Raw genomic sequence first — 12064 nt, 5'->3', positions numbered from 1 at the left:
GTCCGCTTCTTCCTAACGGCAGGTCAAGCCGGCGATGCGCCTCAGGCCCAGCCGCTCATCGAGGGGCTCCCAGCGGAGGTCGTGATGGGCGATGCGGCCTACGATTCCGATGCGTTGCGATCCGCGATCGCCGCAAAAGGCGCTCAAGCCGTCATTCCGAACAATCCCTCACGGGCAATCAAATATCCGCTCAACAAACCCCTCTATGCCGAGCGTCATCTGATCGAATGCTGCTTCTCGAAACTGAAGCGTTTCAGGCGCGTTGCTACGCGCTACGAAAAAACGGCACGAAATTACTTCGCCGTCGTCGCTATCGCCGCAACACTGCTCTGGCTAAGGTAATTGTCCACACGACCTAGTCGGGCCCTTCGCCGGAACCGTCTTCATCAAGCAGATTCAACGCAGTGTCGATCTGCTCGAGCAGCCGCTCGATCTCGGAGCGTTCGTTCGGGCCGGGATCCTCCTGCAAGCGCTCCAGCAATTGCTGCTTTTGCGCGAGGAGTTTTGCCGCGGTGGTCATTCGGATCTCCTGGCGCGATCAGGTCGTTATCGGAGGTCTCGCTGATTGGCCGCGCTATCGGCTTTTTCCGCCTGATGGCGTATTGGCGGTTCCACCATTGGAGCCTGTGGTCTGGCTCTTGTCGGACTGACCGGGAACACGCGCGCCGGCTCCCTGCTTCTCCTGGCTGGCCACATAGCCTGACTCGCCGGAGTTGCGGGTCTTGACGCCCTTGTTGGCGTCTTCCTGCATCCGCTGGTTGCCGGGCGTCATCTGTTGCGCCACTGCCGGCAGCGCGATCACGCGTCCCAACGCGATGAATAGTGCGGGAATTGAGCTTCGCATCCGCGCTCCTCCATGTTGGCTCCTTGCAAAGAACGCGCAAGGCCGCAAACGTTTCCGGAGGCTGCGGAAATTTAGGCCAGCGTGTCTCAACGAGGCCTGTCACATAACAGCAGCAGCGCTGCAAAACGCAGCGCCTGCTCAATATTGCTGGAACGCATCCAACGAGATCGGATTTGCGCTAGCCGGTCCGATAAGCGTCGAGCGCGTGCGCCAAAAAAATTCCCACGCTCACCAGCGCGAGGATTGCTGCAGAGGTCTCGATCATTGCTGCACCTCCTGTTGTGCCAAGGAGGCGAGATATCTGCTGCACGACTGTTCCCAGAACAGGTCCAATATGAACTGCATGTTAGCCGTCCCTGTCTTTCGTTTAGAAACGTAAATAGCTCGCACTTTGTTTCAGGACGTTTTCGTCGGAGGTGGAAAATGGTTTCGTGCGATGCGAAGACCGTGTCGCCTGACACAGTCCGTCACGTGACGGACAAGATCAGGCCACAATCCGCGGGGAATTCGGCTTCGGCGGCGCGTGCTTGCAGCGCGTCCTGATAACGGCCAGCCAATCCACACATCGCCGCCGCGCCATGGACCAAGAGAAGATCCTCTCCGTCGGATCAGTTCTTGCCTGCGGTGCCCGGGCTTGAACCTCCGTACTGAGACGATCCGGTACCGCTCAGCGAGGTCGGGCCACCGGCCGAGCCGTTCGGGTTACCGTAATTTTTCGCTTGGTGGGCGCGGTGGTGGCGCTTGGAAGCGGCGTCAGCCGGCACGAATGTCATCGACAGCATCGCCAGAGTGGTCAGGGCAACTGCAACGGACTTCATTTGACGTCCTCCTGGGGGATAGGTTCGTGTAGTTGGGCGCGCTCCGGAGGAAAACGAGATCGGTTCGGCACAGCCGCCAGCGAGTTTCGTGCGAAATGAAACCTGAGGGCGAGTGAGAAAATCAGCCGGCAAACGTGTCTGCGGCGACAATCGAAGCCAGGCAGAGCAAGCGACGCGGAAAGGCCATCACGAAAAATTTTTAATAAATTAAACTATTTACTATTTAAACTCGGAATTTATTGTCATTATTCTGTTATGCTTGGTCAGAATGCAGGAGGAATCTGATGAAAATTGCATCTAGGATTTCCGCCGCGTTTTTTGCCCTTGCCCTTGTTCTGATGATTGTCCCGCCCGCGAATGCCTCCGGCGGTCGCGAGCACACGGAAGGAGATTACTCTGGTCATGTCAGCGGAGCCCCCGGGCCAATTGCCGGCGCGGGTCTTCCGATACTCGCCATCGGCTATGGCGTCTATTGGCTCATGAAGCGCCGCCGCAAGCACGACTGAGGTTCTAAGAGAAGGCGCCATGATATTCGGCGAGGCATGTGTGCGGCCGTATGCACGCAGCGTCGAGAGAATGCTGTCCCGGTATCGAACCCTTTAGGGATTGCGATATTGGACAGTGGTGTGACAGCCGCCTGTCACGTCGCGAGAGAAACGGTCCCAGCCCTTGCCCCCGTGCTTGGGGCCGTTTCTTTTCGCGCAGATGCGAACCGGGCTGCGGTTCATGCATCGTGGTGTGGACGAACCCCGATGCTTGCTATCCGACCCGAGTCCTCGGAGGCCGGCGCCTGTTCGCTCTCGTTAGACGGACATAGACAAGTTCGTGCAGAAACCGCCGCTGCCGATGCGAGCACGTTGGACAGATGAAAAGCTGCTGACTTCCGGGCGGGTCAGCAACCACCTCTATTTTGTCTCCTCGCGGGGATCTGCCGACCGCCAATGAGATGAATTCTCTGCAATCTTCGTTCTCGCAATAAAGGCCCGAGTTTCGACGTCCCACAACGCCTTTGGTTGCACTCAGGGGCTCCGCCAAGCTCGTCTTCAGATGTATTCGGTGAATGGTCATGGCGACAATGCCGGTTGCCAACGTTACGCGAAAGAGCAGGCTCACCGTGCGAGAGAGAGCGCTGTTCACGATTTGCAGCAAAGCTCGTTCTTTTTCTCCAGATACAACACAGTTGATTGCCTGTTATTCCCGATACTGTCAGCCTGCGTTGTTCTCGAACAGGAGGGCGGCTTGCTATGCGCACTTCAAGATGCACAGCCAAAGAGCTTTGCGAGCAACTGGTGTCTGATAACAACATGCTCGCACGAAAGATGTCGGATTTGCTTGCGCTTCGAAAACTCGTTGCCGACGCTGGTTCCCATAGCAGCAGACCGATCGCATCGCTAATGGAGCTGCGCGCAGCTGAGCTCGTAGAGGGGCAAATCTGGCCGCACCTCGATCGCTTCTACCAAAGCGCTGAACGCCCATTGTAAAAACTTGAGTTGCGAGAAGACGACCCGGCTGCTGCGGGATACGAACTCGCTCAGGGTCGTTGATGCTTTTGGGATATAGACGTGCGATCTACGCTCCCTGGGCGGCTTCCGATTTTGCCATGTTTTCCCGACGTATGTATCGTGTGGTTGGCGGCCGCTGATCACCATCGGGGCGTCTGTTGAGAGGGCAGGCGATTGGAAGACATACAGGCTCATCTGGAAAAGCTCCGAGCTCATGCCGCAGAGTGCGCTCTGATGCGCGACCTTGCGACAGATGCGGATAAACGGAAGTTGTTCGCAAATTTGGCCGACTACCTGAGCCTGCTCGTGTCGGAAGTGGAGCGCATCATTGCTGCCAGGAAGACCGACGCGCCATGAGCGTGCTCGGCTTCAAGGAAGTCGACGACGGCATTTGGCTCGTCAGCTCCATTATGGAGCCGAGCGCTCAGCCACCGATCAATTTGAGGCTGCGTTGCTTTGCAATATCGCGGCTGCATAACGGATTTAATATTGCTATTATTATCACGCAATGTTAATCAATTAATAAAATCGCGGGCCGAGGAGATTAATAATCATGTTTTGGACGTCTTGGACGAAATTCACACGCCTTTTGTCTCTCAAGAACGCTGTTTGCGGACTAGCTGTGTTAGGGGCAGTGACCACCACCGGTTACGTCCTCCACGGAGATGGCAGCCCTGCCAATGGGAACGATGGCGTTCATGGCGCTCCTGGTGGCGACTATGGCGCTCCCGGTAGCATCCATGGCGCTCCGGGACCTGTCGCTGGCGCTGGACTTCCTCTTGCTCTTATTGCCGTCGGGTATGGCGTCTATCGTCTCGTAAGGCGTCGTCACAAATCGCACTGACAACTCCATCGCCCCACTGGAGCACGGCTGGCCTCAGGGCATCGGCCAAGCAGAGGCCGACGCTCGGTCTTTCGCGGCAGGCGTGGCCCCTCAGTCTGCGGCGTTCCAAGTGGACCGCCCGCGCTCGCCTTGAATGCCTCGAAATTCAAGTTAGATTTGGAGCGGGGGGTATCCCGAAGGGGAGCCCATTCAATGACGCCACGCTTTGTTTTGTTCGCTTTTTCAATCGCATTTATTTTGGTCGCGACTTTTGCGGCGATTACGACGGTAAGGCAGCTCCATAGCCATCAGGCAACCATAGCGGGGCCAGCAATCTGACCGGCGGCACGATGAAAAGATAACTGGTTGACCGCAGGCCTGCGCCGGCGCTGCTATCGTTATTGGAGGGGGTGCACGCGCTCGAGCGCGTCGATCGGCGTTCCTTCCTCCGGCGGATGTCGAGCGAGGCCGTCTGATGGATCCAGATCTGCTCGCCCCGCCCGTCGGTTGTTACAGACGTAGCCCGATTTGCCCTGGTGAAACCGTAGCGTAACGCTCGCTCGCACACGTTGCCCACTCCGATGCTGAACAAGGGAGTGGAACCTTGAATGTCCTGCCTAAGCCTTTTGCCGGCCCTGCTGATTTGACAGTGCGCATCAACCGAAAACGCTGTCAGGGTCACGCGCGTTGCGTGGCCATCGCGCCTGAGCTGTTCGAGGTCGACGCCTCAGGTGAAACACAGGAGCTGCGTGGCGGCGCCGTTCCGCCTGATCTCGCCAACAAGGTCTATCTGGCCGCGGCCAATTGTCCCGAACTCGCCATCGACATCGTGGAAGCAGGAGAACAGGCATGAGCGAGCGCGCCCCCGTTGCCGATTGGACCAGCGATTTCGACCTTCTCGATTCCCGCTGGATCGAAGATCCCTATCCGATCTGGCGTGAGCTCAGGCAAGAGTGCCCATTGCTCACACCGATCGCTTCCTGGGCGTCTACCTTCCGTCGCGCTATGAGGACATCCGCGCGATCGCCTATGACCCCGAGCATTTTTCATCGCGCCGCATTTTCGTCCGCGAGGGCAAACGTCCACCGTTGAAATCGCCGCCGATCACCTCCGATCCGCCGTCCCATCGCGCAGAGCGAAAGATCCTGCTGCCGCCGTTCACGCCGGCCGCCATTCAGAGGCTCGAGCCGCGGGCGCGGGCGCTGTGTCGCGAGCTCCTCGAGCCGCTTTCCGGCAGGAGCGCTTGCGACGGCGCCGTCGACTATGCGCAGGAGATCCCGGCGCGTCTCATCGCCCACATGCTCGGCATCTCCGAAGATGCCGGCGACCAGTTCCGGAAGTGGGTTCGTGACTCCTTCGAACACTCCATGACCGACGTCTCGATCGTCCAGCGGGTCGTCGCCGAGGTAAGCGCGTTCTTTGACGAGGAAATCGCCAGGCGTCGGGGCGCGCGTGGCGACGATCTCATCAGCTATCTGCTCCACGCGCGCATCGACGGGGAGCCCTTGAGCAAGGAGCACATCAACGGCACGCTGCGGCTTCTGTTGTTCGCCGGCGTCGATACGACCTGGAGCGCCATCGGCGTCAGCCTGTGGCACCTCGCAACCCATCCCGACGATCGAAAGCGCCTGGCGGCCGAGCCGCAGATCATTCCAACCGCGGTCGAGGAGTTCCTGCGCGCCTACGCGCCCGTGACGGCGGGACGCGAGATTGTCAAGGAGACCGAGCTCGCCGGCTGTCCGCTCAAGGTGGGCGAGATGGTGCTCTTGCCGTTCGGCGCCGCCAACCGTGACCCGGAAATCTTTCCCGATGCCGAGCGCGTCGTCATCGACCGTGCCGAAAATCCCCATGCCGCGTTCGGCCTCGGCATCCATCGCTGCATCGGTGCGACCCTGGCGCGCATGGAAATGCGGGTCGCGCTCGAAGAGTGGCTCGGCAAATTTCCTGACTTTGCCTTGGCGCCAGGCGCGGCCGTCGAATGGTCGACCGGACCGATCCGAGGGCCGCGGCAGCTTCCGCTGACGCTCGGGGCTGGCTGAAGGCACGGTACGGAGTTGCGCAGTGGTCGTCGCCAGAGGCGTCGCCCGAAAGCTGAACGCATTGGAATTGGAGCCGAGGTCAACATGGGGATACTCGGCTCCAACGCCTGCCAAGAGGCTGGGCCGGCCGAGCGTAGCCCTCCATGCGGACGGACCAGGCTTCTGCCTTCGCCTCCGCGCTTCCGGAGTGCCTCGAAGATGGATTTGAACGTCGCGACTCTCTGCGACCAAGTATTCGGATCATCGATCGGCGTTGACCGTCATGGAAGGGGCGGGGCAGGGCCGTCGAGAAGGTCGTTGCCTACCAACGGGCAGCCTGCCACGGCAAACGGTGCAGGTATGGGCCCGTGGAATCGACGTTGCGGCGGCTCGGCAGGCGTTCATTGCCCGGGCGATCAAGCGTGTCAGTCCGCGCCAGCGCTGACGTGGAGCTACCGAAAATTAAAACCCCGGCGTGACCTTGGGATCGATAACGCCGGGGCTCGTTCGCTCCACCGATTCGCTCCACCGAACTAGGGCTGGAGAGCTACTAGCGGTGATCGACGAAGCTCACGCAGTTAGCGATAAAGCATAACGGTCGACCCGCGACCGATCACAATTTTCCGAACTTTGCTCACATGATCCGCGGGAGTTGCTTCTGTCACTAATTCTGCTTCATCAGTAATCTTGTCGTTCTGTTCTTTGTCTTTTGCAATTTCCGCCGCGGCTCATTTGCGTTTGCTCCAACGTGCTTTTGCTGCGCGCCTCACCAGCACCCTGCGTTTCCATGGTGACATCTTCTAGTTGCGCTTGAGGTTTCCGCGAAGTCCGATCTCGGCAGGCGTTCATTGCCCGCGCCATCAAGCGCGCCAGCCCGCGCAAGAGCTGAAAAATAGAAGCCCCGGCGCGTTCGTAGGATCTACGCCGGGTTGATCCAGATCAATAGACGTCGAAACCGGTCGGAGAGCGTCGGCCTAGAGGTTCCCTCGCCGTAGGAGTCTTGACCATGCTCAGAAAGATCATCCTGATGATTGGCGCCATCTTGACGTTGTGGACGTCGAGTGCGACCGCGCAAAAGGGGTTAGAGGTGGGACATTGCGTAGCCGACCTTAAAAAGCTGTGCCCCGGTGTTGAACCGGGAGAGGGCCGCCTCTTGGCTTGCATGAGAGAGCACATCCACGATGTTTCACTCCCATGCCTGGTGACGCTGTCCAAATTCGCCGAGGTTCACGAGGCTGACAATGACTGCAGCGAGCACATCAAGCAGCGGTGCGCGAGCGTCGACGGTAAAGGCGGAGAATTCGGCGCTTGCTTAAAGTCCGCCGTCGCCAGCCTAAGCGACACCTGCAAAGACGAGCTTGCACGAGCAGTTCACGGCGCTCGCACTCAGTGACGCGCCGCCATAGGGCGCCTTTGATCGGCGAATGAAAAGCCGCGGATAGTGCTATTCCCTTCACGACTTCTTTTTATCGTCGTCGTCGCAGCTCAAGATTAAGCAAAATACTTGGTGCAACCGTGCGACGATTGCCGTGCTGAACGCCCCGCCGAACAGCGCGCTGGCCGCCGTGGTGAACCACTTGCCGACAGCAATTTCGCTTACTTCAACCCTCACTATACCCGCTTCGTACTTGACCGGGCGCCCGAGATAGAGTGTTCCGTTCTTGAGCAATAGGCCGCCCTTTGCCGGTTCAGGGGCTTTTCTCAGCAACCCAGACTTACCCGCTCCGCCTGCGGGTTTGATCACGTTGGGTGTTGCATGCGCCGTCGACCATCCAAGCGTGCAACAGAGGGTCAAGGACACCGCAAACCGCCAGCCTCTCAACATGGCTTTGCTCCTTACGTTCGGTGTGGCCGCAATATTAGCCAGGCTCGCTCCTTGGTAGATGTGACGCACGTCACTGGAACAGAAAGTCTCCGATCCCATAGGTCAGCGCCCTTGACCGAGCGATGGTGCTAGAGGTGCGGGTACTGACGCCAATGCGCTACCTAGGAACGCGCGCATCCCAGCGAGAGTTAAATCAGCGATCCCTAACCGATGGAGTTCGGCATGAAGGTAAGAGCGATTTTCTTCGCGAGCTGCGCAGCCGTGATACTCGCCACCGGTCTCGCGCAGGCGGGTCCGTGCAACACGGCAAACAAGGACGCGGGCTCGGGACCTACTCCCGGCCATACGGCCCAAACCACTGGCACCGCAAATCCGCGCGACGAACATCCGCCGACTGACACCATGAACAGGGCGTCGGGTGACGTGGCTGCATCCTCACAGGCCGCGCAGCGGCAGATGCAGGGTCAGCCAACCGCTTCGCAGGAAGCGCAAGGCGCGAAGGCAAAAGCGGGAAACAACGACTGCTAACCTAGAGGGGTCGCCAACGAGGACCATCATCGCTGCTGAAAAACGATAGTCTTTTTATATTTGCACCGCCGACACATCAGGAACGAAAGCTTTCGTGTGCGAATTTGAATGGCGCGCACACACGATCACCAACCGGGTGTGCGCTGCCCCCCGCAGCTCGGTCCTTAGGCCGACCGAGCTGCGTTTCAATGCCGCAACGTCGGCGATCCAGTGGCACTTCGGCAAGCTCGACCTGCAAGGTCGCTAACCCGATATCCTTTTTCGTGGCATGCGTGATCGCAAATCTTCCGTCGCTATACTTATGCGAAAAATTGTTTTGCCATCTTCGATCACATCGAGTGACCAGCTTTCATCAGGCTGCAGCGATCCCTCGATATCACGCACGAACCGCAGAGCTTCCTCCCATGCGGTTTCGGAATTTGGCAGTTCCATGCCGTTCGGGTCACGAAAGGGCTTGGATGCGACGATGTGGTAGTAATAAGTGCCCATTTCCCGCAAACGCCGAAAATTTCCGCCCGTTCCTAAAGGCTGCTTATTGCTGATGCAGGTAGGTGTCGTTGAAGCCGCCGATCTCCACGAGCTTTTCGATGTCCCGAAGTTTCACCATGTTCTTCTGGATGTCGAGCACGCCCTCGGCGCGAAGGGACTGGAGCACTCTGTTGACATGAACCGGGCTGAGCCCCAGCGCCTCCGCGAGCTTCGATTGGGTGATTGGAAATTCGAATTCGTCGTCGGCCTCAATCCCGACCGCAGTCAACCGCTGGCGAAGTTCCGCGATGAGATGGGCCATGCGTCCCGCCGCCGTTCTCGTGCCGAGGCTTACGATCCACTCCCTGAAGACAGCCGCGTCGACGAGCGTTTCGCGCCAGAGCGCCTGCATGATCGACGGCCGTGTTTCGATGAGGTGTTGGATCGAGCGATGCTCGATGAACCCCACACGTGCGCGCGACAGTGTCACCAGATCATGGTCCATGCGATCGAGGTAGAGACCCTGCAGATCCGGCATATCCCCTGCAGGGTGGAACGAGAGGATCTGTCGTTTGCCATTCTCCGTCACCTTTGCCCGATAGGCAAAGCCGCTCAGGATCACGCAGCAGTGCGTCGCCCATTCGCTCTCGCGAACGAAGACCGTATCCTCCTGGAATTCTTTGACGTGAGTGGAGACGGAGCGGAGCGCTGCTGCGTCATCCTCGTTCAATTTGGAGTGGACCCGCAGCCTTCGGATCATCATTTCGCTGGGCATTTGCTTACTCACGGCACCGCGGATTGTGCGTCATCCGCAACTATTGGCAAAAGCAGTCAATTGCTTGGGCTAGTCGAGGAAGACGAGATCGCCTGTTCGACTTCCTTAACCAAGGCGCGGTGATGCTCGGCCAGCTTGGCGAACAGTGCTTTCTTCGTCGCATTAGTCGCGAGCTTACTGATTAAGTCGCACTCGCTGGCTTCATTTCGAAGCTTTTCCAAGTGCGCCTGCATGTCTTTCATGGTCATTTTCCCCGTGGCGGGAGACTAGGCAACATGGAACCCGCCGGCAATGGGGTGGGGAACTGATCGCGCGCGAGAATGAAAACTTCTCGTGACATAGAGTTGGAGCCGGCTGCCGGAGTCGAACCAGCAACCGCCCATCTACAATGCGGGCGCGCTTCTTCCTGTTGAACTAAGGCGGCCGGAGATAGACGAAAAGGCCGTCCGTAACGGCCGGCCTCACCCAGTCATTGCGACGATGCTTAGCAGGCCGATCAGGGCCAGCGTCCAGACCAGCGCATGCAGCGTCCATTGCCGCCCATGCATCGTTCTCCGGTCACGCATCGTTGGGTGCCCGTCAACGCGAGTGCCCCGGCGCGACCGTGGGGTCGACGCCGGGGCGCGCTCCCTCTCAGCCGACTGGGGCTGGGGGCTACTAATCAGCAAGAGGTCGCGCGGCCAATGGTCGGCGCAACCGAGGGACGACCATTGATCTAGGTCAATTGAACCGACATCGCCGGGCTAAACCTCGTACAGCGGCTTTTCCTTTGAGCGATGCGCAGCTCGGACCTCTACCTGTTGAGCTGAGCCTGCGGTTGAACAGCACGTTCGGATACCGTTCATTGGCCCACTTCTAGCGTAAGCGCACACAGCGAGGAAATGGTCGACTGACATGAGCATCGACACGATGGCCATCGCCGTAGACTGGCTTGATGCCTACCGCGCCGGAGACCTTGCCTGCATTCTGGAATTTTTCGCCGACGACGCCATCGTTGAATGCGGCTGCGGCGACGTGAAAACCATTGCCGACAGGGAGGGCTTGCGGGCCTATTGGGTGCAGCGTCTCAAGGACTATCCGGCATCTGAGTTGGACGACCTTCGACCGGCAGCCACCGGCACATCCATCTCCTATCTCACAGGCCATGGCGTCGTGGATGCGATTTTGGAGTTCGATGGCATCGGAAAGATCACGTTCCTGCGTTGCCGGCAATTAGCTCGCTAAGCCTCGTGCAGGCTGAGCGATGCGACATCTGTTTACGCAGCTCTGACGAAAAAGGCCGCCTGTTGCGACGGTCTCACAGCCAAATCATTTCGGCGATGGTTAGCAGTCCGATCAGAGCCAGCCCCCAGACCAGCCCATTCAAGACCAGCATTTGGAATATCCACTGCCGGTCACGTATTGTTTTCCGGTCACGCATCGTTGGGTGCCCGTTCGCATGTCCTGCCAAAGGGCAAACTGCGAGCGAATGGACGGGCATTCGTTGAGCCAGATCAAGGGACAAGCACGAGGGCTGAAACGGCGGCGACGGTGAAGGCCGCGGCCGCGGCAACAAGTGCAAGAAAGAACCGATCATCCCTCATACCCATGTCGCAACGATACCATAGGCGCGTCGGAAGGCACGTGCACACTGTGCCAGCATACCTTCCCTATGCGTCGTAAAGCGGCTCTTCCTTCGAGCGATGTGTCGTCTGCTCGCGCAGCTCGGCCGCCAACTGCATCGCCAGGCGATCGGAAATTAGGGCACGGTCGCGTGGCGTTTTGCCCAACGCGCGGGCGGCGCGTATAGCTATCCGGTGGCGCGCGCGCTTGCCGCTTATATCGTCTGGACTTCGATCATGGCGAAGGCAGCGGAGGCGGGCTTGTGTTAGCCGAAAGCTCCGTAAACTGGCGATAGACGTTTGCAGTTGGGATCGCGAGTTCTCTCTGCTCGATTGGATTTGTAAAGAAGTTCTCCAGATCATCGCGTCTCATCGGAAGGCCCACGTGTCGACCGATTGCAGCAAGAAGATACACCGACGTCACGGCCGACCGGATCAAGACCGCTATTGAGCAGGATATTGAGTTCCTGGCGTCGCATCCGATGCGCCGCAAGCGCGAGGAGCGTTCGGCATGAAGCGCCGGCGGCCGATCGCATCGGAAGCGGGGCCGCCAGCGGCGCCGGATTTGCGCAGTAGGGCTGTTTGACAGCATCGGGCGCGGTGCTTCGGTTCCGCGCCTTTCCTTTATCCCAAAGCGGCACTGGCAACGCGCCTAATACGCTTTCCAACCGTCCTCGCGGCAATGCGTTTGCAGACACAGAGGGTTTTCGGTGCACTAGGATTTTTACGTAAGTATTTGATGAGCGGCCCGAGACATAGGTGACAGGTCGTACGTAAGCGCGATTTTCCCCGCACGTTGACGCCGGCGGTTTTGATGGATTGCCCTAGTATCGGGGCGATACCGGTCCGTTCAGGCAGTGGC

Annotated in this window: 15 protein-coding genes and 1 pseudogene; 8 read left to right on the top strand and 8 right to left on the bottom strand. The window is 59.0% G+C overall.

The genetic code is table 11. The features are described from left to right. The coding region (locus tag K288_RS0140225) for an IS5 family transposase (protein ID WP_027584495.1) at positions 1 to 342 on the top strand (342 nt) is incomplete at its 5' end. A gap of 13 nt (positions 343 to 355) precedes the next feature. Here the strand turns inward: K288_RS0140225 and K288_RS54405 are convergent. The 3 genes from K288_RS54405 to K288_RS53090 form a co-directional block, all read right to left on the bottom strand. Then, positions 356 to 520, bottom strand: a complete 165-nt coding sequence (locus K288_RS54405; RefSeq protein ID WP_201449804.1) for a hypothetical protein — start codon at positions 518 to 520, stop codon at positions 356 to 358. A gap of 54 nt (positions 521 to 574) precedes the next feature. Beyond that, positions 575 to 844 (bottom strand): hypothetical protein, encoded by a 270-nt coding sequence (locus K288_RS48280; protein WP_152535920.1) that lies wholly within the window; start codon positions 842 to 844, stop codon positions 575 to 577. 608 nt (positions 845 to 1452) lie between these two features. Beyond that, positions 1453 to 1662 carry a hypothetical protein gene (locus tag K288_RS53090; protein WP_152535919.1) on the bottom strand — a complete coding sequence of 70 codons (210 nt, stop codon included), beginning with the start codon at positions 1660 to 1662 and terminating at the stop codon, positions 1453 to 1455. Between the two features lie 284 nt (positions 1663 to 1946). Here K288_RS53090 and K288_RS53085 point away from each other — a divergent pair, with 284 nt between their 5' ends. Then, a complete protein-coding gene (locus K288_RS53085; RefSeq protein ID WP_152535918.1) occupies positions 1947 to 2168 on the top strand; it encodes a hypothetical protein in 222 nt (73 codons plus the stop codon). Positions 2169 to 3053: 885 nt separating this feature from the next. Here the strand turns inward: K288_RS53085 and K288_RS0140195 are convergent. Then, positions 3054 to 3359, bottom strand: coding sequence for a hypothetical protein (locus K288_RS0140195; protein WP_152535917.1), 306 nt, complete (start codon positions 3357 to 3359; stop codon positions 3054 to 3056). Here K288_RS0140195 and K288_RS55200 point away from each other — a divergent pair. The 4 genes and pseudogenes from K288_RS55200 (at position 3339) to K288_RS48265 (ending at position 7398) form a co-directional block, all read left to right on the top strand. After that, positions 3339 to 3521 (top strand): hypothetical protein, encoded by a 183-nt coding sequence (locus K288_RS55200; protein ID WP_043162046.1) that lies wholly within the window; start codon positions 3339 to 3341, stop codon positions 3519 to 3521. The genes K288_RS0140195 and K288_RS55200 overlap by 21 nt on opposite strands. A gap of 1070 nt (positions 3522 to 4591) precedes the next feature. Further along, positions 4592 to 4840, top strand: coding sequence for a ferredoxin (locus K288_RS0140175; RefSeq protein ID WP_244443443.1), 249 nt, complete (start codon positions 4592 to 4594; stop codon positions 4838 to 4840). Then, positions 4837 to 6026 (top strand): annotated as a pseudogene (locus K288_RS48270) (cytochrome P450). Before K288_RS0140175 ends, K288_RS48270 begins: the two are co-directional and overlap by 4 nt. A 985-nt stretch (positions 6027 to 7011) precedes the next feature. Continuing rightward, positions 7012 to 7398, top strand: a complete 387-nt coding sequence (locus K288_RS48265; protein ID WP_043162043.1) for a cysteine rich repeat-containing protein — start codon at positions 7012 to 7014, stop codon at positions 7396 to 7398. A gap of 60 nt (positions 7399 to 7458) precedes the next feature. Here the strand turns inward: K288_RS48265 and K288_RS0140160 are convergent, their stop codons facing one another. After that, positions 7459 to 7830 (bottom strand): hypothetical protein, encoded by a 372-nt coding sequence (locus K288_RS0140160; RefSeq protein WP_152535916.1) that lies wholly within the window; start codon positions 7828 to 7830, stop codon positions 7459 to 7461. Positions 7831 to 8052: 222 nt separating this feature from the next. On the opposite strand from K288_RS0140160, the gene K288_RS0140155 reads away from it, so the two are divergent. Next, on the top strand, positions 8053 to 8358 hold the full coding sequence (locus K288_RS0140155) for a hypothetical protein (RefSeq protein WP_027584491.1): 306 nt from the start codon (positions 8053 to 8055) through the stop codon (positions 8356 to 8358). Between the two features lie 243 nt (positions 8359 to 8601). Here the strand turns inward: K288_RS0140155 and K288_RS53080 are convergent, their stop codons facing one another. From K288_RS53080 to K288_RS0140140, 3 genes are read right to left on the bottom strand one after another with little or no spacing between them, the layout of a single operon-like run. Then, positions 8602 to 8847, bottom strand: a complete 246-nt coding sequence (locus K288_RS53080; RefSeq protein WP_152535915.1) for a hypothetical protein — start codon at positions 8845 to 8847, stop codon at positions 8602 to 8604. Positions 8848 to 8890: 43 nt separating this feature from the next. Then, positions 8891 to 9601, bottom strand: a complete 711-nt coding sequence (locus K288_RS0140145; RefSeq protein ID WP_027584490.1) for a Crp/Fnr family transcriptional regulator — start codon at positions 9599 to 9601, stop codon at positions 8891 to 8893. A 56-nt stretch (positions 9602 to 9657) separates the two neighbouring features. Next, positions 9658 to 9843 carry a hypothetical protein gene (locus K288_RS0140140; protein ID WP_027584489.1) on the bottom strand — a complete coding sequence of 62 codons (186 nt, stop codon included), beginning with the start codon at positions 9841 to 9843 and terminating at the stop codon, positions 9658 to 9660. 652 nt (positions 9844 to 10495) lie between these two features. Between K288_RS0140140 and K288_RS0140135 the strand changes: the two genes are divergently transcribed. Then, on the top strand, positions 10496 to 10825 hold the full coding sequence (locus K288_RS0140135) for a nuclear transport factor 2 family protein (RefSeq protein WP_027584488.1): 330 nt from the start codon (positions 10496 to 10498) through the stop codon (positions 10823 to 10825). Positions 10826 to 12064: the final 1239 nt, after the last annotated feature.

Origin of the sequence: Bradyrhizobium sp. Ai1a-2, assembly GCF_000426245.1 — a bacterium.
GTDB lineage: Bacteria > Pseudomonadota > Alphaproteobacteria > Rhizobiales > Xanthobacteraceae > Bradyrhizobium.
Note: the sequence above shows the minus strand (reverse complement) of the source record. Positions and strands in the feature narration are given on the sequence as shown.

Excerpts from the sequence above, each read along its gene's own strand:
- K288_RS54405 (WP_201449804.1), bottom strand. The coding sequence starts at position 520 with ATGACCACCGCGGCAAAACTCCTCGCGCAAAAGCAGCAATTGCTGGAG.
- K288_RS48280 (WP_152535920.1), bottom strand. The coding sequence starts at position 844 with ATGCGAAGCTCAATTCCCGCACTATTCATCGCGTTGGGACGCGTGATC.
- K288_RS53090 (WP_152535919.1), bottom strand. The coding sequence starts at position 1,662 with ATGAAGTCCGTTGCAGTTGCCCTGACCACTCTGGCGATGCTGTCGATG.
- K288_RS53085 (WP_152535918.1), top strand. The coding sequence starts at position 1,947 with ATGAAAATTGCATCTAGGATTTCCGCCGCGTTTTTTGCCCTTGCCCTT.
- K288_RS0140195 (WP_152535917.1), bottom strand. The coding sequence starts at position 3,359 with ATGAGCCTGTATGTCTTCCAATCGCCTGCCCTCTCAACAGACGCCCCG.
- K288_RS48265 (WP_043162043.1), top strand. The coding sequence starts at position 7,012 with ATGCTCAGAAAGATCATCCTGATGATTGGCGCCATCTTGACGTTGTGG.
- K288_RS0140160 (WP_152535916.1), bottom strand. The coding sequence starts at position 7,830 with ATGTTGAGAGGCTGGCGGTTTGCGGTGTCCTTGACCCTCTGTTGCACG.
- K288_RS0140155 (WP_027584491.1), top strand. The coding sequence starts at position 8,053 with ATGAAGGTAAGAGCGATTTTCTTCGCGAGCTGCGCAGCCGTGATACTC.
- K288_RS53080 (WP_152535915.1), bottom strand. The coding sequence starts at position 8,847 with ATGGGCACTTATTACTACCACATCGTCGCATCCAAGCCCTTTCGTGAC.
- K288_RS0140145 (WP_027584490.1), bottom strand. The coding sequence starts at position 9,601 with ATGCCCAGCGAAATGATGATCCGAAGGCTGCGGGTCCACTCCAAATTG.
- K288_RS0140140 (WP_027584489.1), bottom strand. The coding sequence starts at position 9,843 with ATGAAAGACATGCAGGCGCACTTGGAAAAGCTTCGAAATGAAGCCAGC.
- K288_RS0140135 (WP_027584488.1), top strand. The coding sequence starts at position 10,496 with ATGAGCATCGACACGATGGCCATCGCCGTAGACTGGCTTGATGCCTAC.